Origin of the sequence: Roseospira navarrensis, assembly GCF_009601025.1 — a bacterium.
Lineage (GTDB): Bacteria > Pseudomonadota > Alphaproteobacteria > Rhodospirillales > Rhodospirillaceae > Rhodospira > Rhodospira navarrensis.
In genome coordinates, this window is the sequence record NZ_WIVE01000023.1 from 13,259 (window position 1) to 35,544 (window position 22,286).

A 22,286-nucleotide genomic window follows, 5' to 3' on the forward strand; every position below is an offset into this window, starting at 1 on the left:
GAGCCGGGCCGGTCAATGCGAGATGCCAACGGCACGGTGACGATAGCGCGGGTCCGACACCTGGCGCACCAGAAACGCCGCGATGTCCGCCACCGCGATCTTCAGGGTCAGGCGGCGTTCATCCGGCGCGAAATTCTCGCGGAACCCGCCGATCGCCGGTCCGTCCGTGAAGGCGCTGGGCCGCACGATGGTCCAGTCCAGGCCGCTGGCGCGCACCAGATCTTCCTGCCGCTGATGCTCCAGCAGCACCGGACGCAGCAGCAGCCCGAACAGGATCCGCTTCCACAGGAAGTTCAGGTTGCCCCGGCTCTCATGCGCCCCGAGCGTGGACTGGCAGACGAGTCGGGGCACACCGTGGGCCGTCATGGCCGCGATGACGGCGGCGGTCCCGCGCGAGCGCACGTCGCTGGTGCGGGACGCCCCCGCGCCCAGCGTGACCACAACCGCGTCGTGGCCGGGCATGGCGGCGCCGACGGCCGCCGGGTCGCGGGCGTCGCCGGCGATGCGGGACAGGCGCGGATGCTGCTGGTCCAGGGTCTCCGGCTGGCGGGCGAAGGCCGTGACGCGGTGGCCCGCGTCCAGCAGGCGGGCGACGGTCTGGCGGCCGACGCGGCCGGTGGCGCCGACCACGAGAACGGCGCGGGGCTCGGATGACGGGGTGTGGGCGTGGGTCTGGGTCATGATGCGTTCCATTCTCGGGGCCGCGACGGGCCGCTTGACACGGTGTAAACTTGACACTGTGTCCATAGCGGTGATCTTTACATCATGTCAAGCGAAAAGACCGACACCCGCACTCGGATTCTCGACGCCGCCTGGGGCCTGCTGGAATCCCGCGACGGCCCCGCCCGAATGGCCGACATCGCCCGCGCCGCCGGGATCAGCCGTCAGGCGCTGTACATGCACTTTCCCAATCGGGCGGATCTGCTGATCGCCACGACCCGGCATATCGACGCGGTCAAGGATATCGATGCCCGTCTGGTCCCCAGCCGAACGGCTGAGACCGGCCGCGCCCGGCTGGATGCCTTCGTCGAGGCGTGGGGGGCCTACATCCCCGAGATCCAGGGCGTGGCCCGCGCCCTGATGGCGATGCAGGAGGCGGACGCCGAGGCCCGGCGGGCCTGGGCCGATCGCATGGCGGCGGTGCGCGAGGGCTGCGCGGCGGCAGTGGATGCGCTCGCCCGGGACGGCGATCTGGCCCCCGGGCTGTCACCCGAGGCGGCCACCGACCTGCTGTGGACCCTGCTTTCGGTGCCCAACTGGGCGCATCTGACGGGCCCGTGCGGCTGGTCGCAGGCGGACTATCGGCACGCCATGACCCGTCTCGCCCGGGCCGCGCTCGTGGCGCCGGACGGTTAAAGCCGGACGGGCTGGCGGCGTCGGCCCCACGTGCCGGGCGGCCCCTCGAACACGCCGGCCAGACGGGTGCCGCACGACAGGCAATGCCCCGTGTCGTCCAGGCGCCATGCCCCCAGCTCGTACCAGTCCCGCTCGATCACCCGCGTGCCGCAACCGGCGCAATAGGTGCTGCCGCCGTCCGCGTCGTGCACGTTGCCGGTGTAGACGTGATGCAGTCCGGCCGCCCGGGCAATCTCGCGCGCCCGGCGCAGCGTGGCCGGCGGGGTCGGGGGCAGGTCGCGCATCTTGTGGTCGGGGTGGAACGCCGAGAAGTGCAGCGGCACGTCCGGCCCGAGGGTTTCGGCGATCCAGTCGCTCAGGGCCTTCAGTTCGGTGTCGCTGTCGTTCTTCGTGGGAATCAGCAGGGTCGTGATCTCCACCCAGACGTCCGTCTCGTGCACCAGATAGCGCAGGGTGTCCAGGACCGGCGCCAGATGGGCGGTGGAGAGCTGGTGATAGAAGCCCTCGGTGAAGGCCTTCAAGTCCACGTTGGCGGCGTCCATATGACGGAAGAAGTCGGCGCGGGCCTCGGGCGTGATGTACCCGGCGGTGACCGCCACGGCCTTCAGGTCCCGCTCGCGGCAGAGCCGGGCCGTATCGGCGGCGTATTCCAGGAAGATGACCGGATCGTTGTAGGTGAACGCCACCGACCGGCAGCCCAGATCCTCGGCCGCCGCCACGATGCGGGCCGGCGGCGCGTTGGCGTTCAGGCGCTCCCATGCCCGCGCCTTGCTGATCTCCCAGTTCTGACAGAACTTGCAGGTCAGGTTGCACCCGGCGGTGCCGAAGGACAGCACCGGGGTCCCCGGCAGAAAGTGGTTGAGCGGCTTCTTCTCGATGGGATCGACGCAGAACCCGGACGACCGGCCGTAGGTCGTCAGCACCATTGCCCCGTCCTGCACGCCGCGCACGAAGCACAGCCCGCGCTGTCCCTCCGGCACGCGGCAGTGACGCGGGCAGATGAGGCATTCCACGCGGCCGTCCTCCAGCGCCACCCAGTGGCGGCCGGGATGGGCGATGGGAAAGCGGTCGGCCCCGGAAGGGCCCCGTGTTTCGGATAGCATGAGTCCCGGCCTCCCTGCTCCAACAGTGGCGACACATGGCGCGTCCCGTCCGTGTCCGGACAAGATGGGCCGATTGCGATCGCGACGAAAGGCCCAGCGCACTCATCGGGCAATAGCCGGTTCCCTGTTCCGCACATTCCGAAGGCGTGATAAGTTTGCGCGGAATTGCGCAGAGGTTGTTTTCGGTATGATTCGAGACGGCGGCTCACCCGCGGCCCATGCTTCGGAACGACGACCTCGACCGGAACGCGGCATTCTGGCCCGCGGCGTCCGCCCTCTGGTGCGCGTGGCCGCTGTCTTTGGTGTTGCCGCTTCCCTGGCCTTTGGCGGTGTCGGTGTGCTGCAGGCGTGGCGCGCCGAGCGGGATGCCGGGCGGCGGACGCTCGAATCCGTGCAGATGGCCCTGTCCCAGCATCTGGCCGCGACCCTGGGCACCATGGACGACACCCTGGCGATCCTGGGACATCAGCGGCTCTGGACCACGGGCGTGCCGGGGCCGGTGTCCCGTGACCTCGAACCGATCGCCTCGCCGCTGCCCTTCGTACGGGCGCTGATCCTGCTCAATCCGGACGGCGTCGTGGTGGCGGACAGCCGACCCGGGCACTCCGCCATCGGGCTTGATGTCAGCGATCGGGAGTACTTCAAACAGCTTTTGATTGACCCGACGCGGGACACCGTCGTGTCCCGTCCGATCCGCAGTCGGGTGGACGGCGACTGGGCGTTTCCCGTCTCCCATGCCCTCCGCGCGGCGGACGGCACGCTGACCGGCGTGCTCGTGGCCTCGATTTCAATTGCCTACCTCAACGATCTGTTCGCGGACCTTGGGCAGAACTTTCCCGGCATGGCCATCCTGCTGACCGGCACCGACGGGACGGTGCAGGCCCGATGGCCCGCCGACGCCGTGCCGATGGGAGCCCCCCTCGGCGATGCCGCCCTGATCCGGGCGCATGTTCGAACCGCACCCTCCGGGACCTACTGGGGCACCTCGCCCGTGGATGGCACGGTGCGGCTGGTGCGCTACAGCGTCCTGGAGTCCCTGCCCCTGGTGCTGGCCGTGGGGCTCGACCGGAATGTGCTGTTCGCAAGCACGATTCAGCAGGCGTGGCTTTGGGGCAGCGCCTCGCTGGTGGTCGCGGTCATCGTTCTGCTGGGCACCCGGCATATGGGACGCATGGCCACCGCGCTCGAAACGGCCATGGTCGCGGCCGAGGCCGCCGATCGCCGCAAGGACGAGTTCGTGGCCAACATGAGCCACGAGATCCGCACGCCCCTGAACGCCGTGATCGGCTTTTCCGAGATCATGCACGAGGATGCGCTCGGCGCCGGGATGCCGGCGGTCTATGCCGACTACGCCCGGGACATCCATCAAAGCGGGCGGTACCTGCTGGGCATCGTGGACGAGATCCTGGACCTGAGCGCCCTGTCCGCGCACCGGCTGATCCTGTGCGAGGACATCGTGGATCCCGAGGCGCTGCTGTACGATCTGGTGCAGATGATGGAGGTCCGCGCCCGCAGCCGCGCCATTGATCTGTCGGTGGATGCCCTGCCGGTTCCGGTGCCGCGTCTGGTGGCGGATCGCCGGCGGCTCGCGCAGGTGCTGCTCAATCTTGTGACCAACGCCATCAAGTTCACCCAGCGCGGCGGCTGGGTCCGGGTCGGCCTGCGCGAGGGCCCCGACGGCCTCGATCTCTATGTCCAGGACAACGGTCCGGGCATTCCCCAGGACCGGCTGGCGGTCATCATGAAACCGTTCGAGCGCGACAGACCCAGCGGGATTTCCTCGGACGAGGGGGTCGGCCTGGGACTCGCCGTGGCTTCGGGTCTGGTCGAGGCGCACGGCGGCGCGCTGACGCTGCGCAGCACCCTTGGACAGGGCACGGAAGCGGTGGCCCACCTGCCCCGCACACGCCTGCGCCTGCCCGGCTCGGCGTCGGGCTGAGCGACGATCCGCCGAAACCCGCTGGTCACCGGCCCGTGTGCTTCGTACACTCCCGCGCATGCGCACACTGTATCATCACTGGCTGTATCCGGGCGCCCGACTCGCCCGACTGGTTCTCGGCGAGAAGGGCCTGGACGCGGAACTGCGGGTGGTCACGCCCTGGCAGCGCGACGAATCCTTCCTGGCGCTCAACCCTTCGGGCGAGGTGCCTGTGCTGATGGAGCCCGACGGGTCCGTGGTCGCCGGGGCCTATGCGGTCGGGGAATACCTGGACGAGGTCCACACGGACCCGCCGCTGCTGGGCGCGGATCCCCTGTCCCGCGCCGAGGTGCGCCGCCTGACCGCCTGGTTCGGCGAGGTGTTCCGCCGCGACGTCACGGAGCCGCTGGCGGGGGAAAAGCTGCTCAACCGGATCATGGGCGGTGGCGCGCCCGATTCGCGGGCGCTGCGGGCGGGCCGGACCAACATCCATATCCATCTCGACTACATCGCCTGGCTGACGCAGTCGAACCGCTTCCTGACAGGCCCCCGTCCGACCCTGGCGGACCTGATGGCGGGCGCCCACCTGTCTTTGGTGGATTACGCTGGCGACGTGCCATGGGAGGACCACCCGGCCGCCAAGGAATGGTACATGCTGCTGAAATGCCGGCCGTGCTTCCGCTCGCTGCTGGCCGATCAGGAACCGGGCCTGCGCCCCGCGCCGCACTATGCGAACCTTGATTTCTAGCTTGATTTCCAGAAGGTCGTCGCCGCCGTGACCGACACCCCGGCCCCCTTCGCGCCCCTGGACGACCTGGCCGTGCTGCGCTGGTACGAGGTGGCCGGTGTGGACGAGTGCGTCGGCGAGACGCCGGTGGACCGCTTCGCGGCCGATGCCGCGCGGGCCGCCGCCGCCCGTGCGCAGCCACGGGACGCGCCCCGCCCGCGCACGCCTCCCCACCCCCCCCCGGCCGTGCCCCGCGCCGCCGAGGGCAGCGCCGCCGACCCCGCCGCGCCGGCCGCCGCGGCCGCCCGCGAGAGCGCCGCCGCCGTGGCGGGCCGTGCGGAGACCCTCGACGCCCTGCGCGCGGCGCTGGAAGCCTTCGACGGCTGCGCCCTGAAGGTGACCGCCACGACCACCGTGTTCGGCGAGGGGGCGGCCGATGCCGCCCTGATGGTCGTCGGCGAAGCCCCGGGCGCCGACGAGGACCGGCAGGGCCGGCCGTTCTGCGGTGTCTCCGGCCGCCTGCTGGACGAGATGCTGGCCTCCATCGGGTTCGACCGCAGCACCGCCTACATCACCAACGTGGTGCCATGGCGCCCGCCGGGAAACCGCAAGCCGACGCCGGCCGAGGTGGCCACCTGCACCCCCTTTATCGAACGCCACGTGGCCCTGATCGCGCCCCGGGCGCTGCTGCTGGTCGGCGGGCTGGCGGCGTCCACGCTGATCGGCACGACCGAGGGCATCACCCGCCTGCGCGGCCACTGGCGCACACACCGCACGCCCGGAGACGCCCCGGACGTGCCCGCCATGCCCACGTTCCACCCCGCCTACCTGCTGCGCAATGCGGAGGCGAAGCGGCTGGCCTGGCGCGATCTCCTGGCGGTCAAGGCGCGTCTGGCCGAGGGCTGAACCCGCTTCGGCGTCCGGGTCGCAGCCCCGCCAGCGGTCTTGACGCGAGTCCGCAGCAACGACGATCGTTTCGGCGCCGTCAAAGGACGCCTCCCGAGATCCCTCGTCTCGCTTCGCTCGCTCGGGATGACAACCTTGAATTACAGGATGTCATCCTGAAGCCGCGAAGCGGCTGAAGGATCTTGAGCACGGGCCTTAAACCCCTTGCAAATCCGGGCACGTACAGTCCCGTGTCCATGAGCCGGCACCCCGCCAGCGGTCTTGGCAGACGTGGCGGACCTCCACTATCATGCAGGCTGGATCACGGAGGGGCGGGCGTGGGGGGTCTCCCGGCCGGCCCTGACGAAGGGGGGCGATCATATGACGGCCGTCTTTTTCGCGACCAACCGCAATCCCAATCGCAAGCAGAACCCCACCGACTTCGGCGCCACGTTCAGCCCCGAGGGCCTGGACGAACTGCGCTTCGGCTGGGCCGAGGTGCCGGAGGACCCAGACGGCGAGATCACCGTGGCCACCGCGACCGAGCGGCTGTCCAACCGGCCGCCGTCCCGTCAGGTCCTGGGCAGCCGGGCCGTGTTCGAGCATCTGTGGCACAAGATGGCCAAGCACGAGCGCGACACCATGGTGTACGTCCACGGCTTCGACTTCACCTTCCGCGAGGCCCTGCGCCGCACCGCCGAGCTGAAGCGCTGGTACGGCGCCAACGGCAAGCCCATGAACTGGGTCGTGTTCACATGGCCGTCGGACGGCCGCAAGACGCCGGTCAAGTCCTACCGCTCCGACCGCAAGGACGCCGAGGCCAGCGGCACCGCCATGGGGCGCGGCATCCTGAAGGCCGCCGATTTCGTCCGCGATCTGCAACGCGCGCAGTTCTGCGGCCAGCGCGTCCACCTGATGGCGCACTCGATGGGCAACTTCGCCCTGCGGCACGCGGTGCAGGGCATGCGGGCCTTCGTCGGCGACCAGTTGCCCCGGCTGTTCGACGAGGTGCTGTTGATGGCCGCCGACGCCGACAACGACGCCCTGACCACCGACGCCAAGCTGGCCCCGCTGGAGGGTCTGGCCCGGCGGGTCACCACCTACTACAACGCGCAGGATCTGGCCCTCGTGGTCAGCGACTGGACCAAGATGAACCCGGACCGCCTGGGGGCCTCCGGGCCGCGCGACCTGGACCCCCTGCCGCCCAAGTTCATCAACATCAACTGCGCCGCCGCCGTGGACTGGGGCACCGACCCGACCGGCCACCAGTACTACCGCAACAACGCGGTGGTCCGGCGCGACGTGCTGGCCGTGCTGGCCGGCAGCGAGGACGACCGCATCGACGGCCGCACTCCCATCACCGGCCGCAAACAGACCTACAGGGTCGGCTAGTCCCCGCCGTCCCCACCCCACCTTACCTCACGATCCCGACGCACCGTTTTCTGGGAGGTCTCATGCCCTTGCGCCATGTGGAAACGGTGCCGACACCGGACGGGTGCCGCGCCGACAGCCGCCTTGATGTCTGGGAGGTGGAAGGCCGCCGCCTGTCCGTGCTCCGCCAGCGCGGCGCCTTTCCCGACATCTGCTTCGATCACGGCCTTCTGCTCGCGGCCCGGATCGAGGACGGGGTGTTTCCGGAAATCCTCGCCACCATCAGCCACGATGTGGACGCGAGCCAGGGCCTCGGTACCGGCACCGTGGACCGCATCCAGGGCGCATTTTTCAACCGCCTCAGCCGGGACGTCCTGCAGTCGTGCAGTGACGACTTCCGGCGCGGCGTGGAAGCGCTGGCGCGCGGCTGCTTCGCCGGCCTCACCGCGCCGCTGTTCGATGCCACCGCCGTCGAGCATGCCTGTGTCGCCATCGACACCGGCAACATCGCAACCGGGTTCGAGCACCTGCGGTCTTACCGCTCCCGGAGCGAAGCCTACGCGCACTGGCGGAACTACGTCACGCAGGCGTGGATGACCACGGCTTGGGGCCGGTCCTACGCCGATGCCGGGGCGGGCGGCGCGTTCGACGACGTGCCGCTGACCGAGTGGCTCGACCGTGGACCCGGCCCGGGACGGCGTCGGGCCGGCATGGGATGCACCGGCCTGTGGGCCGCGCCCGACCTGACCGCCGACGGGCGCGGCCTGCACGCGCGCAACTTCGACGGCGCCTTTTTCAGTTGGAACCGGCATCCGGTGCTCAGCCTGATCGACGAACGCCCCGCGAACCCGGCCTATCTGCGCTACGCCGCCGCCGGCACGGCCGGCCTGATCTATCCGGGCGGCATCAACGGCATGAACGAGGCCGGGATCGCGGTCTCGCTGCACCAGATGTCCACGGTCAATTTCACGGTCGGCGACGGGCGGGGCCGCCATGATGTGGCGCCCTACGTGCAGCAGCGCATCCTGCGCGAGGCGCGCACCCTGGACGAGGCGGTGGACATCGCCCGCGACCGGCGGCACTTCGCCTCCTGGACCATCGTGGTCAGCCACGCGCCCTCCGGTCAGGCCCTTCGCATCGAGTTGAACGGCAGCGAGGAGACCCGGGTCGGCCCCGGCCGCCCCTTCGCCGACACCTACGTCCATCGTGTCGAGCCCAGCGCCGCGAGCGACCGGCTGGTGCAGACCAATCACTTCCTGGCCGAGGCCCTGCGCGAACGGCACGACTTCCTGGGCGATGCCCACTTCACCAAGACCGTGGGCAAGTGGCAGGAAACCCGGGCCCGGATGCGCCGCGCGGACGGGCTGCTGTCCGAGGCCGTCTCGGCCGGCGGTCTGGACACCGAACGGGCGCTCGCCATGCTCGCCGACCACGGCGACGCGGACGCCAGCGACGCGACGCGCGGCTTCGGGCGGACCATCTGCAAGGCCTACAGCCTGGCGAGCAGCATCATGCGCGCCAGCCCGGACCGGGCCGCGCCGTCCGATCAGTTCTGGCTGACGGTGGGGTCGGACGACGCCTGCACGCCTGGACCGCATACGCCGCTGGCCGGCTTCGCCCTCGACTGGGAGGGCCTGGGCGTGACCCCCGTGGGACAGCATGTGGCAAGCACCGTCTCGCCGGGCGCGCTGACCGCCATGCGGCACTACGTGGCCGCCTTTCAGGCGTACGAGCGCCCGCGCCAGCCGGACGGCGCCCTGTTCCGGCGCAAGCCGACCATGGAGGAACTGCGCACCCTGCGCCGGATCGCCCTGGGGGCGCTGGACGCCGCCGTGGCGGCGGCCGAGAACGCCGGTCTGGCCGATCCCGGCTTTCGCTACATCCGCGCCCGGCTGCGGCACGAGGCCGCCCTGGTTCCCGGCGAGCCCGACCGCGCGTCCCTGCTCGCTGGCGCCGCCGCCGACTGGTCCGCGCTGCGGGATGTGGTGGCTGAGGGCCAGGTGCCGGTGACCGGCTGGGAGCGGGCCCGCATCCTGCTGCTGTCGGCGGCGACCGAGGCCGCGCGCCTGGAGCCGGATCATGCGGACGTCCAGGCCCTCCACGGTCAGGGGGTCGCGGCGCTCGATCAGGTCGCGGCGGACCTGTTCGGGGCCGACGGCCGCGTGCATCAGGACATCAAGACCTGGCGCAAGGTGGCGGCGGCCATTCTGGCGGACGGCGCGGACGCCGCCCTGCCGGACATCGACTTCGTGACGGTCGAGTAGAGGCCCGGCGCCTCCCGCGCCCTCGGCCGACCATGGGGATCGGGCCGACGCAACGCCATCTCCGCCGGGAACGCGAACCCGGGTCGTTTCGTTGTTCACACAGAATGCGAGGGCGTTCGGCGGTGGGACCAGCCCATGCCGTCCGGAACCCCTCGCCTGTGATCAGAACAGGAGACGAGTCATGAACAAGGACGAACTCAAAGGCAACTGGACCCAGTTCAAGGGCAATGTCCGCAAGCAGTGGGGCAAGCTCACCGACGACGACTTGGCGGAGGTCAAGGGCGACCGCGACATCCTGGTCGGCAAGATCCAGGAACGGTATGGCATCGCCAAGGAAGAGGCCGAGAAGCAGGTCGACAGCATGAAGGACTGATCGTGGGGTTCGGCCCTGGCGGCAACCTTGGTCCGTCCGGCCAAGGACCGTGTTCACAGGCCGGATGGTCATACGGGTCCGGGGGCGGCGCCCCCGGTTTCCGTTTTTTTTGGGTCATCACGGAAAATTGGCGCGATGGGGCGTCCCTGGACCTTTCGTCGGGTGCAGCCCGAACGGCCCTCCCCTGTCGGGGGCTATCACGTTGACACATTTTCTGAACCGGAGCGGCCGTCTCCGGCAATAGGATTGACCACCAAGACACCAAGGCGACCAAGGGGTCGGCGACGTGACGGATCCGAAGAGCCTCTCCGGCACCATGATGGAGGGCGATCCCTATGATGATTGAGCCGCCATCGGCGGCGAAGGATCTCGGGGGGTGACACGACCCATGACCCCCTGTCATCCGAGTTCGGAGCCCTGTATGCGTCTCTCGTTATATTGACTGGCCTGCTCACTCGTATGAGCATTGCGGTTTGAACGGGCCCGCGGGTCCGCTGGACTGACGGACGGTGCGGGGACAAACCGGCGTGCACCCGATCCGCCCGGAGCCGGACCCGTTCGGCGCGGCCCGCGACGGAAACCGGGGCCGCCGGGAGCAGGGCAGATGGGTGAACGCGAAAAAGAAGAAGCGTCCCCCGAGGGCGAGGCGGCAAGCCGGCCCCCGGAGGATCGCGCGCGGCTCCGCCAGGACACGACCCTGGACACGCCGAGCCTCGACCGGCTCTTCGGGCGCTCCCCCGTTCCCATGGCCTGCCTGGACCGCGACGGCACGGTGGTCTGGGGCAACGAGGCCCTGGCGCGGCGGCGCGGACGTTCCGGCGCGACCTGGGCGGGCCGGTCCGTGGACGAGATGTTGGCCGACCCCCACACCACGGACAAGGTCCGCCGCAGCCTCGCGGACGGGACGCCGCTGGTCCTGACCGAGCGGCCCTTGTGGCGTCCGGACCAGCCCGAGCACGGCCCGACCCTCGGGACCATCAGCCTGACACCGCTCGCCGACGGCACCGATCCGTCGGCCCGGATGATCCTGACCCTGACGGAGATATCCCCCCGCGCCACCTCTGAACGGAACGGCGCCTGCCCGGACTGTCGCCTGACCCGGGCCATCCGGGCGGCCGACATCGGGATCTGGGAATGGAACCTGCGGACGGGCGCGCTCATCTGGAACCCGAGCATGTTCGCGCTTTACGGCGTGGACCCGGACACATTCCAGGGCCGGGCGGAGGACTGGAGCGACCGGGTCCACCCGGAGGACCTGGCCCGGCTGCTCGAAGCCACCGAGCGGACCCGGCACGATGGCGCCACCTTCGACACGGTGTTCCGCATCCGCCGACCCGACGGGACCGTGCGGCACGTCCGGTCCCTGGCGGAACGCCGGACCGCACCGGGCGACGGGGCCCCGGTGATGGTCGGCGTCAACTACGATGTCACGGCGGAGTGCGAGCTTCAGGCGCGCCTGGACAAGATCGCCCGCACCGCGCCGGGCGTGTTCTTCCAGTACCGGCGGGGCCCGGACGGCACCGGCAGCTATCCCTATGTCAGCCAGGGCATGCAGGAGATCTTCGGCGTCCCGACCGAGGCGATCCGCCGCGATGCCCGCGTGGCCTTCAACACGGTCCACCCGGAGGATCTGCCGCGCCTGCGGGAGTCGATGGAGCAGTCGTTCCGGTCCCTCGCCCCCTGGGCGCTGGACTACCGCCTGCGCCGCCCGGATCGGCCCGAAACCTGGATCGCGGCCCGAGCCGTTCCCGAACGGGAAGCCGACGGCTCGGTGCTCTGGCACGGGTTCCTGCACGACATCACCGACCGCAAGCGCGACGAGACCATCCGCGACGCCCTGGCCACGGTGGTCGATCACAGCGACGACATTTTCGTGGTCAAGGACCTGGACCTGCGGGTCGTCGCCACCAACCAGGCCTTCGTGCGCGCCAGCGGCAACACCAGCATCGCCGACATGCTGGGCAAGACCGACGCCGAGATCTTCGGCGTCTCCCCCGAGTCCGAGCCGGTGCGCACCTACATGGTGGACGACCGCAAGGCGCAGTCGCTGCCCCGGGGCAGCGTCATCGAACGCGAGGAACCCGTCGTGCATCCCAACGGGACGGTGCGCACGGTCCTGACCCGCAAGAGCCCCATCTTCGACCGCGCGGGACGTCTGGCCGGCACGGGCAACATCGCGATCGACATCACCGAGCGCAAGGACCGCGAGGCGCGCCTGAAGAAGCTCTCGCAGGCCGTCGAGCAGAGCCCCGCCAGCATCGTGATCGCCGACGCGGACGGCCGCATCGAATACGCCAACCGCCACTTCTGCCGGGTCACGGGCTATGCCATGGACGAGGTCCTCGGCCGTCCGGTCCTGTTCTGCCAGACGGAGGACATGCAAGGCGGCACCCGCCCGCCGGACGATATTCTGGAGAGGGTGCGCGCGGGCGCCACATGGTCCGGCGAAGTGGCCAACCGACGCCGGGACGGTTCGCCGCTCTGGGAGTCCGTCTCCATCGGTCCCATTTTCGACGACCGGAACCAGTTCTGCGGCCTGCTCGCGGTCAAGGAGGACATCACCAGCCGCAAGGCCATGGAGGACCGGCTGCGCCGCTCCAACGAGGACCTGGAGCAGTTCGCCTACGCCGCCTCGCACGATCTCCAGGCGCCGCTGCGAACCATCTCCAGCTTCCTGGGGCTGCTGCGACAGCGCTACGGCGCCTCGCTCGACGCCGACGCCGCCGAGTTCATCGACTATTCCATCGAGGGGGCCAAGCGGCTGAGCCAACAGGTCCACGGCCTCCTGGACTTCTCCCGCATCACGACCACCCCGCAGTCCATGACGCCGGTTGCGCTGGATCGCCCGGTGTCGGTGGCCCTCGCCCACCTGCGCGGGCCGATCGCGGACACCGGGGCGCGCATCGAACGGCCCGAGACCCTGCCCACGGTGATCGCCGACGCCGACCAGTTGGCGCTCGTGTTCCAGAATCTGATCGCCAACGCCCTGAAGTACGCCAGGCCCGACACGCCCCCCGAGGTCCGTATCAGCGTGACCCCCGAGGGCCCCCGCTGGCGGGTGGCGGTCGCGGACAACGGCATCGGCATCGCGCCCGAGTATCACGGCCGCATCTTCGGGGTGTTCCAGCGGCTGCACGGGCCGGCCGAGTTCGAGGGCACGGGCATCGGGCTGGCCGTGTGCAAGCGCATCGTGGATCGCCACGGCGGCGAACTGACCGTGGACTCGGACGGGACCGGCGGCTCCACCTTCATCTTCACGCTGCCCGGCCTTCAGGCCGATGTCGCGGAGCCCCATCCGAACCTGTGACGCGAGTCCCGAGTCGTCTTGTTTCGCCAGAACCGCGCGGGCATAGTGGAGGTGCTGACAGGCTCGCAACCATGGATCGGGCGGTCTTGCGAAGCCGGGGGCACGGCACCGACGGGGGCACGGGATGAACGGCGAACGATGACGCAACCGGGCGCGGAAGAGGCGGCAGGAGCCCGGTCGCCGCGGCGCGTCCGGGGCTTGGCGCTGGGGCTTGCCATCCTGCTGGTCGGTCTGCTCGCCGGGCTTTGGCTGCACGTGCATGACCGCCACATGCACCGGCGCGCCGTGGCCCTGGACTCCTGGCTGGCGCTGGAGGCCGAGATCGTCGATGGCGCCGCCCGGGCGACAGAAGCCTGGATGACGCACCGGATCGACGTCGATGGCCTGTCCGTCCACGACGCCGAGCAGGAGGTCTTCCGCCAGTTCATCGACCCCATCCAGCTCGGCAAGGACGGCGACGCCTGGATCTACAACCAGGGCTATGTGATCTTTGACGAAAGCGAAGACTTTCCGCGACAGTATTTGGGCAAGAGCATGGCCGAGATCTTCGCCATGCAGGTCGAACACGGCGCTCGCCACTATGACGCCCTGATCGAGGGCGTGGAGACCGCCAGCACCGGCACCACCTGGTATGTCTGGCTGCCCGAGAAGGGCCGCGAGTTCGCCGCCTGGACGTCCGTGCGGGTGCACGACGACACCTGGACCATCGGCCTGTCCACGCCGGAGGCCCAGATCCTGGACTTCTTCCGGGTCCCCCAGACCCTCTTGCGGGAGGCCATCGGCGCCGCCACCATCACCGTGCTGCTGCTGGGTCTGGCGCTGGCCCTGTGGCTGAAGCACCGCAGCGACACCCAGCGGCTGGCCGTGCTGCGCACCAGCCACGCCCGCCTGGAACAGGCGGTGGCGGAGCGCACCCGGCGCCTGGAAGCCATGAACCAGGACCTGCGCCGCTCCAACGAGGACCTGGAGCAGTTCGCCTACGCCGCCTCGCATGACCTGCAGGCCCCGCTGCGGACCATCTCCAGCTTCCTCGGCCTGCTGCGCCAGCGTTACGGCGGCTCGCTCGATGCCGACGCGACCGAGTTCATCACCTATTCCATCGAGGGCGCCAAGCGTCTGAGCCAGCAGATCCACGGCCTGCTGGACTTTTCGCGGGTCACGACGCAGGGCCAGCAGATGGAGCCGGTCGCGTTGGAGCGCGTGGTGGAGAACGCCCTCGCCCTCCTGCGCGGACCGATCGCCGAGAGCGGGGCGCGGGTGATCCTGCCCGAGACCCGGCCGACGGTCACCGTGGACCCCTCGCAGGTCACGACCCTGTTCCAGAACCTGATCGCCAACGCCCTGAAGTACACCCGGCCCGGCATCCCGCCCGAGGTCCGCATCCAGGTTCACGCGGAAGGCCCCCGCTGGCGCGTGGCGGTCACGGACAACGGCATCGGCATCGCACCGCAGTATCACGGTCGCATCTTCGGCGTGTTCCAGCGGCTGCACGGGCCGGCCGAGTTCGAGGGGACGGGCATCGGGCTGGCCCTGTGCAAGCGCATCGTGGATCGCCATGGCGGCGACCTGACGGTGGAGTCGGACGGCGAGACGGGCTCCACGTTCACGTTCACGCTACCGGGTGTCGCCACCGACCGGCAGGCCGTGGCGGACACCGCGTGGGATGAGGGTGCTAGCGCCCCTGGCGCTGTTTGAGCACACCGAGCGCGTCCATCTGGGCCCGGCGCGCGGCCGTCGCGGGGCTGTCGTCCCCGTCGAGCACCCGCACCACCATGCGCCCGACCACGCCGTCCGCGTACAGCAGCGCGGCGCGCGGGTCGGCATGGGCGGTCCCGCCGACACCGACGGTCGAGAACGTGGACGGCACCGTCAGCGCCTCGCCGAACCGGCGCACCGTCTCGCGCCCGAAGGCCTGGAACACGCCCAGGCGGTCGCGAAGAAAGGCGTCGGACTCCAGAACGCCCCGCACCACGGGAATCATGCCGCCGGGCGCCATGTGCAGCCACGAGACATAGGCATCCGGCCGGAACAGAAAGCGCGCCAGCCGACGCGCGGCGGCCCGTTCCCCCGGACCGCCGGCGCCCGTCAGACCGAGCCCGTTGATCGAGGTGAAGGCCCCCACCGCACCCGCCGGGCCCGCCCCCCGGCCCCCGCCCGCCGTCAGGGTTCCGACGGGCGCGGTCTCATGCACCAGGCGGGGATCGAACGCGGCCCCCGCCAGATCCGGGAAATGCCCATCGGTCAGCGAGTTCCGCGCGACCGACGGAATCGCGAGATCGTCCATCAGGAAGGTGGAATAGAACAGCATCCCCGCCTTGCCCTGCAGGTAGTAATCCCGCGCCCGCCAGGTCAGCCGGCCCGGCCCGGCGGCCCGGGCGAGGTCGGCATACGCCTCCAGCGCAGCGATCATCGTGCGGGTGTCCAGCGCCAGCACCGGATGGATGTCCTCGGGACTGGACGGAGGGGCCAGGATCGCGGCCCCGAAGGCCCGAGCGATCATCAGGAAACACTGCTGGGTGTAGAAATCGCCGGCCGTGCCCAGGATCACGCCCCGCCGCCCCTGCGCCGGGTCGTGCAGCCCGTGCGCCGCCCGCCGCAGTTCGTCCACGGTGCGCGGCGGCTCCCGGTCCAGCTCGTCGCGCAGCCAGTCGGCGCGGGTCCAGATCATCTGCGGCCAGCCGTGGAACGGCAGCGCGGCCGGCCGCCCGTCGGCCCGGCGCACCGCCGCCAGGGCTCCGGCCAGTATCCGGCCGTGGCCCAGATCATCCAGCACACGCCCAGCCTCCGCCGGACTGAGCAGGCCAAGCGCATCCAGCGCCATCAGCCCGTCCGCGCCGGTGTTGACCACATGCGGCACCGGCACGCGGCTGGCCGGTGCGTGCGTGCGCCGCATCCGGTCCACCAGCTCGGTTTCCCGCACCGTCTCGAACACGATCTGCGGTTCCCCGGCCAGGGTGGCCTGCACATCCAGAAGGTAGCGGATCACCGCAAGCCGGTCCGCGCCGGTCTCCGTGGTCCACACCCGTAGCTGGACGCCCTGAAGCGGCGGGTCGGCCTGCATCCGCTCCAGGTCGTCCAGCACGGCGCCCGGCACGGGCGCGCCGCCACTCTGCGCGCCGGCCCGGCCGGCCCCAAGGGCGGCGGCGGCCCCGGCAAGGCCCAGCCGGAGGATGGAGCGACGACCGACCATCACTTAGCCTCCATGCGGCGGATGTCGGACCACTCACGGGCGGCGTCCGGGTCCGAGGCCAGCCGCGCCGCCAGCGCCTGCATCTGCGCCGCCGCCGGATCGTCCGGACGCGCCTGGGCCAGCACAGCGAAGGCGTCTGCGGCCCCGGCCCAGTCGCGCTGGCGGCGCAGCAGGTCCTGCGCCGCGTTCCAGCGGGTGGCGAAGGACAGCGCCTCCGGCCCCGCCACCACCGCATCGGCCGCACCGAGGACGGTCGCGTGCTCCGGATGCGCGCCGACCAGGTCGAACACCCGCACGGCCTGGAGCGCCCCCTTGGGCTGGACCCGGTCCATCTCGCGCAGCACGAAGCGGCCGGCGACGCGCTCGGCCACCGCCTCCGACACCAGGATGCGCGTCCCGTAGACCTTGTTCAGACCCTCGATCCGCGACGCCATGTTGACCGCCGCGCCGATGGCCGAATAGTCCATACGCGTGGATGATCCGACGTTGCCCACGACCGCCTCGCCCACATGCAGCCCGAAGCGGGTGGGGAACGGCGGCAGGCCCCGGTCCGCCAACCCGGCATTGAACCGCGTGACCCGCTGGTGCGCGTCCAGCGCGGCGAGGCAGGCCCGAACCACATGATCCGCGACCGGCTCCGGCGCGTTCCACAGGGCCATGACGGCGTCGCCGATGAACTTGTCCACGATCCCGGCCTGGGCGTTCACGGCGGCGGTGATCTCCTCGAAGTACGCCGAGGTCCGCACCATCAGGTCCTCGGCCGGCGTGCGCTCCGAAAGGGTGGTGAAGCCCTCGATGTCGGTGAACAGCAGAGACAGTTCGCGCCGCTGCCCGCCCGGCGCGGCCGAGCCGCCCGACGCCATGATGCGCCGCACCAGATCGCGGGGGACGTACAGCCCGAACGTGCGCAGCGATTCCTTCATGGTCCGCTGAGCGATGGCGAGATCATGGATCTCGCGCACGATGGTGCGCACGCGCACCTCGCGGTCCAGGTCCAGGGTGCGGATGCGCCCGGCGTCCTCGGCCAACACCGCCAGGGCCCCGGACATGCGCCGGGCCACGACCCAGGTGGCCGGAATCCCCACCAGCGCCACCAGCAGGGCGAAGAGCAGACTATTGCGCACCATCGTGTCCACCGGCCCGGTGTAGTCCGACAGCGGCGCGGCCATCGCCACCACGATATCCCGGGCCACCGGCATGGAGACGCGCAGCCGCCGCACCAGGATCGGTTCGCCGCTGTCGATCCGGGGCACCACCTGGACATCGCCCCCGGCAGCCGGGGCGAACATCGCGCGGATGATCGAGGGATCGCGCAGGTCCTCCAGCCGCAGCGGCTGCCCGCGCACGGACTCGGCCCCGGTGCGCAGCCCGTCCGGCCCCCGATAGGCGATCACCTGCCCGTCCGCCGTCCCCACCAGCAGACGCCCGTTCGGCGACAGGGTCTGCGCGGCGACGAAGTCCGCGATCGAGGCCAGCGTCAGGTCGATCCCGAACACGCCCGGCACATCGCCGTCGAACGCCCGCGCCAGGGTGACGCCGGGCAGGCCCAGACTGTGGAAGGTGTAGATGTCGGTCATCACCGTGCCGCCCTGACCCCGGGCCAGGCGGTACCAGGGCCGGACCGTGGGGTCATAGGCCGCCGTCGCCTGCACCTGTGAGCCCAGCAGCACGCGGTCCCGGTCAAGGAACGTCCAGACCTGGATGCGCTCCCCCACCCCCGCGCCCTGCACGACGGCCCGGTGGATGAACCGGGTGTCGGGCGGCGCGCCGTGGGTCAGGCGGACGGCGGTGGCGCGGCGCGCCTCCTCCTCGGCCGAGCGGGGCCGGTCGGGCACGGCGATGATCTGATAGAACCGCCCGTCGTCGAACCCGATGAACCCGGAATACAGCGTCGGATACGTCTCCAGCGCCCGCATCAGGAACCACCCCATGGGATGGACCAGCAGGTCCGGCGGCTGGGCGATGTCGGGCAGCGACGACGAGAGCGTGGTGAGCGCGGCGGCCGGCGAGAACAGAGTCTCGATGCGGTGGGCCACCTTGGCGGTCAACTCCCGCGACAGCGCCCGGCCGGTCGCCTCGGCCACCGCGCGGCCCTGCCAGGCGGTGAACAGACTGAGCGCCAGCACGACCGCGACCGTCAGGGCCGCCATGATGGTGAACAGGTTGACCACCAGCGGGATGTGCAGGCGGCGCAGACGCAGGGCCACCAGCGCCGAGCGCCGCAGCAGGCGCCCGCCGCGCCGACCCCGGGACCTGACCCCGGCCCGGGTGGTCCCGTCGCCGTCCTTTCGTGTCCGCTGCCGCATGTCCGTTCGGCTCCCGCTGGGTCGGCCGGTCGGCTACGACGCCCGCTGATAGGCCGCGATGTCCACGGCGTCGATCTGCTCGGGGTCCAGGAACCGATGAGCGTAGTCCCGCCACACGCCGGAGCGCAGGAACAGGTCGAACAGATCGGGGTCGATATGGTTGTCGTTGCGCATGAAACTCATGATCCGCAGCGCCTCGGAGACCGTTTTGGGCTTCTTGTACGGCCGGTCGGCGGCGGTCAGGGCCTCGAACACATCGGCGATGGCCATGATCCGCGCCGGGATCGACATCGTTCCGGCCTTCAGGCCGCGCGGATACCCGGTGCCGTCCATCTTCTCGTGATGGCCGCCGGCGTATTCCGGCACCCGGCGGAGGTGCGGCGGCAGCGGCAGGCTTTCCAGCATGATGATGGTCTGCACGATGTGGTCGTTGACCTTGAAGCGTTCCTCCTCGGTCAGCGTGCCGCGCCGGATCGACAGATTGTACAGTTCGCCCAGGTTGAACTGGTGCCGGGGCGCCAGCAGCGTGAAGCCGCGCGGATCGTTCTCGCGGATCGGCGGGGTGTTGTCCGGCCAGGGCACGACCTGTTCCGGCTTGTCGGACAGCAGGCGGTCCTCCACCGGCAGCGGCGGCGCGGGGAAGGCGCGCAGCCGCTCCGCCTCCGCCACGGACAGGCCCAGCCGATCGTCGAAATGGCGCGTCCACGGACGCGCGCCGATCCGCCGCAGGCGCTCGATGCTCGCGTCGTCGAGGAACTCGCCGCCGACGTTGCAGGTGGCGACGAAGGCGAAGTCCTCCACCAGATCGGCCTGGGTCCGCTCCCGGGTCTCGGCCGCCGCCGCCGGATCGGCCCCGTCCTGCACCGCCAGCAGCTCTTCGATCCGGGCGTCCCGCCACAGCACCTCGAACCGGGTGCGGATCTCGTGAATGCGGTTGTAGATGGTTTCCAGCTTGGTGGCCTTGTCCACCACGTATTCGGGGCTGGTGACCTTGCCGCAGTCATGCAGCCAGCTTGCGATGTGCAGTTCGTACCACTCGTCCTCGGTCAGGTCGAAAGCCTGGAATCGGTCCGTGTCGGCACAGGCCGCCTCTGTCAGCATGCGAGTCAGGTCCGGCACGCGCGAGCAGTGCCCGCCGGTATAGGGCGACTTGGCGTCGATGGCCCCGGCCATCAGCTCGATGAAGGAGTCGAGCAAGCGGCGCTGCGCTTCCAGCAGAAGCTGGTTCTCCAGCGCCACGCCGGCCTGGGCGGCCAGGGCGCGGGCGATGGACTCGGTGGGGCCGTCGAACGCCTTCACGGTGGTCCGTTCGGCATCGCTGGCGTTGATGAGCTGCAGCACGCCGATGATCTCGCCCTGTCGGTCGCTCAGCGGCACGGCCAGCAGCGACGTGGTCCGATAGCCGTGGGTGGCGTCGAAGGCGCGCGGCCCCGCGAAATCGAACGCCGTGTTGTCGTAGACGTCGGGCACGTTGACCACCTGCCCCGTCAGCGCCGCGTGCACGGCCACGTTGGCGCTGTTGGGTCGCCCGTCCGGCCCGTGCAGCGGCAGCGGCGCAAACGGGATGTCCGGCCCGCCCTCACCGCCCAGATGGATCTTCAGGCTGCGGTTCAGGACGATGGCGAACTCCAACTGGCCGGCATCGCGATCGAGCAGATAGACCGTTCCGCCGTCCGCATGGCACAGGTCACTGGCCACCTGCAGCACGGATTCCACCAGCCGGCGGGGATTGCGCTCGGCCCCCAATTGAATGCCCATGGTGATGAGCCGCGTGCGCGACTCCTCCAGCGCGGCCCGGCGGTTTTCCAGGGCGTTGAACGCCGCGATCACCTCGCCCAGTTCGTCCGACGCGGGTTCGGACACATGCCGCACCTCACCGGGGGCGACCTCGGCGGTCAATGCCCGGTGCAGGTGGGACAGCGGCCGGAAGATCAGCCGTCCGGTGGTCACGGACACCAGCACCACCAGCGCGCCCATCACCACCGCGATGATGATTGCATCCGTCGCCAGACTGCGCCACAGCGCCGCCAGCACGCGGCTTTCATCGAAGGCCAGGGCCATGGTGCCGACGGTGGTCGCCCCGTCGATCTCCTGCTTGATGAGCGGCGCCTCGCGCACGAAGCGCCCGCCGGACGACTCCAGCGCCGCCATGGCGCCGGCGGCGGCGACCACCCGCCCGGACGGATCGCGGACCCGGATCGCCGCCAGGTCCGGGTGCTGGCCCATCACCGAGACCAGCGAGCGCACCAGCGAATCGTCAAACGCCCACATGGGGGTCGCCAGGACCGGCGCGCTGGTGGCGACGAAGGTTTCCATGCGCTGCTCCAGCGCGGCCATGGCCTGACTGTGGGCGCGCCACTCCAGCACGGCGAACAGACCCACCGACAGCACCACAAGGACCGGCACGTAGATGGCCAGCAACCGGGTCCGAAGAGAGTGCGCGCCTGCGTGCTCGGGCAGGCCATAAGCCATGGCGGGGGTCATGGGGTCCCCCGGCCGATGTCGGCGAGCGCGGCATTGAAACGGGCCATGGTGTCCGCGCCGACGGAGCGGCTGCAGACCAGATGGCGGGCGTTGCCCTGCGGGCTGTCCTCGAACGTGAGCGCGATCAGGTCCTGGCCCGCCGCGCCGAAGCGGTCGATCAGGTCTTCCGCCTCCGCGCGCCCGGTCAGCATGTAGTCGAACCGCCGCCCCAGCAGCATCCGGACCAGCCCGGTGTCGTCCTGCGACACCGTGGACTGGGGCGGCCGCAGGGTCTCGATCATGCCGTCGATGCGCGGGCCGTAGGAGTATCCCAACTTGGTGCCGAGCCGGACCCCCGAATCCGCGAACAGGTCCTGCAGGGACTCCTGCGACAGGACGCGGTCGTTGTCGGTCCGGGCCAGCACGACCTGGGACGGTTCGCGGTAGATCGGGTCGCTGAACAGACCGAGGTGCTCCCGCCGCTCTGAACGGTACCAGCCGACGGCGCACACGGGTCCGCTGTCGGTGGCCACGGTCCTGAGATGACCATTCGGCTGCAGGGTCTTCCAGCGAACGGGGATGCCGGCGCGCGCCATCGCCTCGGCGACGGGCCCGGCGACCAGGCCGGTGAAGCCGCCCGTGCCGTCGGGGAGGTAGTACGGCGGCCGCTCGAACACCAGCAGGGTCAGGGGCTCGGCGACCGGGTCACCGGGCGATGCGCTCCGGGTCTGCGCCAGCACGACGGCGGGCCACAGTGCGATCATCAGGGTCAGCAGCGCTCCGGCGCGGCGCGCGACGCGGACGCGCCCCGTCCGATCCGAGGGGCCGGCGGTCTGCTCCCCGAACGGTGAGCGGTCAGCGGAAGCCTGACATCCGGTCGGCATCGCATCACGTCCTCAGCCACGCACGGCCCTGCGTCCTTTGGGCTCGCCTCAGGTTACCATGCCACAAAGGCGGGTTCAGTCCATCCCACGAATCAGAAGGGGGCGGTCTTCGCGAAAAAAAGGTCTTCACGGAAAACCG

At 70.5% G+C, this 22,286-nt stretch carries 15 protein-coding genes; 9 read left to right on the forward strand and 6 right to left on the reverse strand.

Annotated elements, in window-relative coordinates; all coding sequences use genetic code 11:
• Positions 1-12: 12 nt before the first annotated feature.
• Entirely contained in the window at positions 13-681 is a 669-nt protein-coding gene (locus GHC57_RS08910) for an NAD(P)-dependent oxidoreductase (protein ID WP_153343319.1), read from the reverse strand.
• 84 nt (positions 682-765) lie between these two features.
• On the opposite strand from GHC57_RS08910, the gene GHC57_RS08915 reads away from it, so the two are divergent.
• A complete protein-coding gene (locus tag GHC57_RS08915) occupies positions 766-1,356 on the forward strand; it encodes a TetR/AcrR family transcriptional regulator (RefSeq protein ID WP_153343321.1) in 591 nt (196 codons plus the stop codon).
• Here the strand turns inward: GHC57_RS08915 and amrS are convergent.
• Positions 1,353-2,459, reverse strand: a complete 1,107-nt coding sequence (amrS, locus tag GHC57_RS08920) for an AmmeMemoRadiSam system radical SAM enzyme (protein WP_153343323.1) — start codon at positions 2,457-2,459, stop codon at positions 1,353-1,355. The genes GHC57_RS08915 and amrS overlap by 4 nt on opposite strands.
• Before the next feature lie 337 nt (positions 2,460-2,796).
• Here amrS and GHC57_RS08925 point away from each other — a divergent pair, with 337 nt between their 5' ends.
• The 8 genes from GHC57_RS08925 to GHC57_RS08960 all read left to right on the forward strand — a co-directional run bounded on the left by GHC57_RS08925 (position 2,797) and on the right by GHC57_RS08960 (position 14,999).
• On the forward strand, positions 2,797-4,398 hold the full coding sequence (locus GHC57_RS08925; RefSeq protein WP_170294776.1) for an ATP-binding protein: 1,602 nt from the start codon (positions 2,797-2,799) through the stop codon (positions 4,396-4,398).
• Positions 4,399-4,456: 58 nt separating this feature from the next.
• Positions 4,457-5,125 (forward strand): glutathione S-transferase family protein, encoded by a 669-nt coding sequence (locus tag GHC57_RS08930; protein WP_153343327.1) that lies wholly within the window; start codon positions 4,457-4,459, stop codon positions 5,123-5,125.
• Between the two features lie 27 nt (positions 5,126-5,152).
• A complete protein-coding gene (locus GHC57_RS08935) occupies positions 5,153-6,010 on the forward strand; it encodes a uracil-DNA glycosylase family protein (RefSeq protein WP_170294777.1) in 858 nt (285 codons plus the stop codon).
• A 360-nt stretch (positions 6,011-6,370) separates the two neighbouring features.
• Entirely contained in the window at positions 6,371-7,381 is a 1,011-nt protein-coding gene (locus GHC57_RS08940; RefSeq protein ID WP_153343329.1) for an alpha/beta hydrolase, read from the forward strand.
• Between the two features lie 62 nt (positions 7,382-7,443).
• Entirely contained in the window at positions 7,444-9,624 is a 2,181-nt protein-coding gene (locus GHC57_RS08945) for a C45 family autoproteolytic acyltransferase/hydrolase (RefSeq protein ID WP_153343330.1), read from the forward strand.
• A gap of 181 nt (positions 9,625-9,805) precedes the next feature.
• Positions 9,806-9,997, forward strand: coding sequence for a CsbD family protein (locus tag GHC57_RS08950; protein WP_153343332.1), 192 nt, complete (start codon positions 9,806-9,808; stop codon positions 9,995-9,997).
• A 604-nt stretch (positions 9,998-10,601) separates the two neighbouring features.
• Positions 10,602-13,304: a PAS domain S-box protein gene (locus GHC57_RS08955; protein WP_153343333.1), complete on the forward strand. Its 2,703-nt coding sequence runs from the start codon at positions 10,602-10,604 to the stop codon at positions 13,302-13,304.
• Between the two features lie 198 nt (positions 13,305-13,502).
• Entirely contained in the window at positions 13,503-14,999 is a 1,497-nt protein-coding gene (locus GHC57_RS08960; protein ID WP_170294778.1) for a sensor histidine kinase, read from the forward strand.
• Here GHC57_RS08960 and GHC57_RS08965 read toward each other — a convergent pair.
• From GHC57_RS08965 to GHC57_RS08980, 4 genes are read right to left on the reverse strand one after another with little or no spacing between them, the layout of a single operon-like run.
• Positions 14,977-16,494 carry a type 2 periplasmic-binding domain-containing protein gene (locus tag GHC57_RS08965; protein WP_153343336.1) on the reverse strand — a complete coding sequence of 506 codons (1,518 nt, stop codon included), beginning with the start codon at positions 16,492-16,494 and terminating at the stop codon, positions 14,977-14,979. The two genes, GHC57_RS08960 and GHC57_RS08965, sit on opposite strands and share 23 nt — an antisense overlap.
• Positions 16,494-18,800 (reverse strand): adenylate/guanylate cyclase domain-containing protein, encoded by a 2,307-nt coding sequence (locus tag GHC57_RS08970; protein ID WP_153343338.1) that lies wholly within the window; start codon positions 18,798-18,800, stop codon positions 16,494-16,496. The genes GHC57_RS08965 and GHC57_RS08970 overlap by 1 nt, the downstream gene beginning before the upstream one ends.
• Before the next feature lie 33 nt (positions 18,801-18,833).
• The gene (locus GHC57_RS08975; RefSeq protein WP_153343339.1) at positions 18,834-21,284 is read right to left on the reverse strand and encodes an HD family phosphohydrolase; all 2,451 of its coding nucleotides are present in this window, start codon (positions 21,282-21,284) and stop codon (positions 18,834-18,836) included.
• A complete protein-coding gene (locus GHC57_RS08980) occupies positions 21,281-22,027 on the reverse strand; it encodes a substrate-binding periplasmic protein (RefSeq protein WP_170294779.1) in 747 nt (248 codons plus the stop codon). The genes GHC57_RS08975 and GHC57_RS08980 overlap by 4 nt, the downstream gene beginning before the upstream one ends.
• Between the last annotated feature and the right edge of the window lie 259 nt (positions 22,028-22,286).

Bases quoted from the DNA above. Each gene is read 5' to 3' on its own strand.
- GHC57_RS08910 (WP_153343319.1), bottom strand. From the start codon at position 681: ATGACCCAGACCCACGCCCACACCCCGTCATCCGAGCCCCGCGCCGTT.
- GHC57_RS08915 (WP_153343321.1), top strand. From the start codon at position 766: ATGTCAAGCGAAAAGACCGACACCCGCACTCGGATTCTCGACGCCGCC.
- amrS (WP_153343323.1), bottom strand. From the start codon at position 2,459: ATGCTATCCGAAACACGGGGCCCTTCCGGGGCCGACCGCTTTCCCATC.
- GHC57_RS08930 (WP_153343327.1), top strand. From the start codon at position 4,457: ATGCGCACACTGTATCATCACTGGCTGTATCCGGGCGCCCGACTCGCC.
- GHC57_RS08940 (WP_153343329.1), top strand. From the start codon at position 6,371: ATGACGGCCGTCTTTTTCGCGACCAACCGCAATCCCAATCGCAAGCAG.
- GHC57_RS08945 (WP_153343330.1), top strand. From the start codon at position 7,444: ATGCCCTTGCGCCATGTGGAAACGGTGCCGACACCGGACGGGTGCCGC.
- GHC57_RS08950 (WP_153343332.1), top strand. From the start codon at position 9,806: ATGAACAAGGACGAACTCAAAGGCAACTGGACCCAGTTCAAGGGCAAT.
- GHC57_RS08955 (WP_153343333.1), top strand. From the start codon at position 10,602: ATGGGTGAACGCGAAAAAGAAGAAGCGTCCCCCGAGGGCGAGGCGGCA.
- GHC57_RS08965 (WP_153343336.1), bottom strand. From the start codon at position 16,494: ATGGTCGGTCGTCGCTCCATCCTCCGGCTGGGCCTTGCCGGGGCCGCC.
- GHC57_RS08970 (WP_153343338.1), bottom strand. From the start codon at position 18,800: ATGCGGCAGCGGACACGAAAGGACGGCGACGGGACCACCCGGGCCGGG.
- GHC57_RS08975 (WP_153343339.1), bottom strand. From the start codon at position 21,284: ATGACCCCCGCCATGGCTTATGGCCTGCCCGAGCACGCAGGCGCGCAC.
- GHC57_RS08980 (WP_170294779.1), bottom strand. From the start codon at position 22,027: ATGATCGCACTGTGGCCCGCCGTCGTGCTGGCGCAGACCCGGAGCGCA.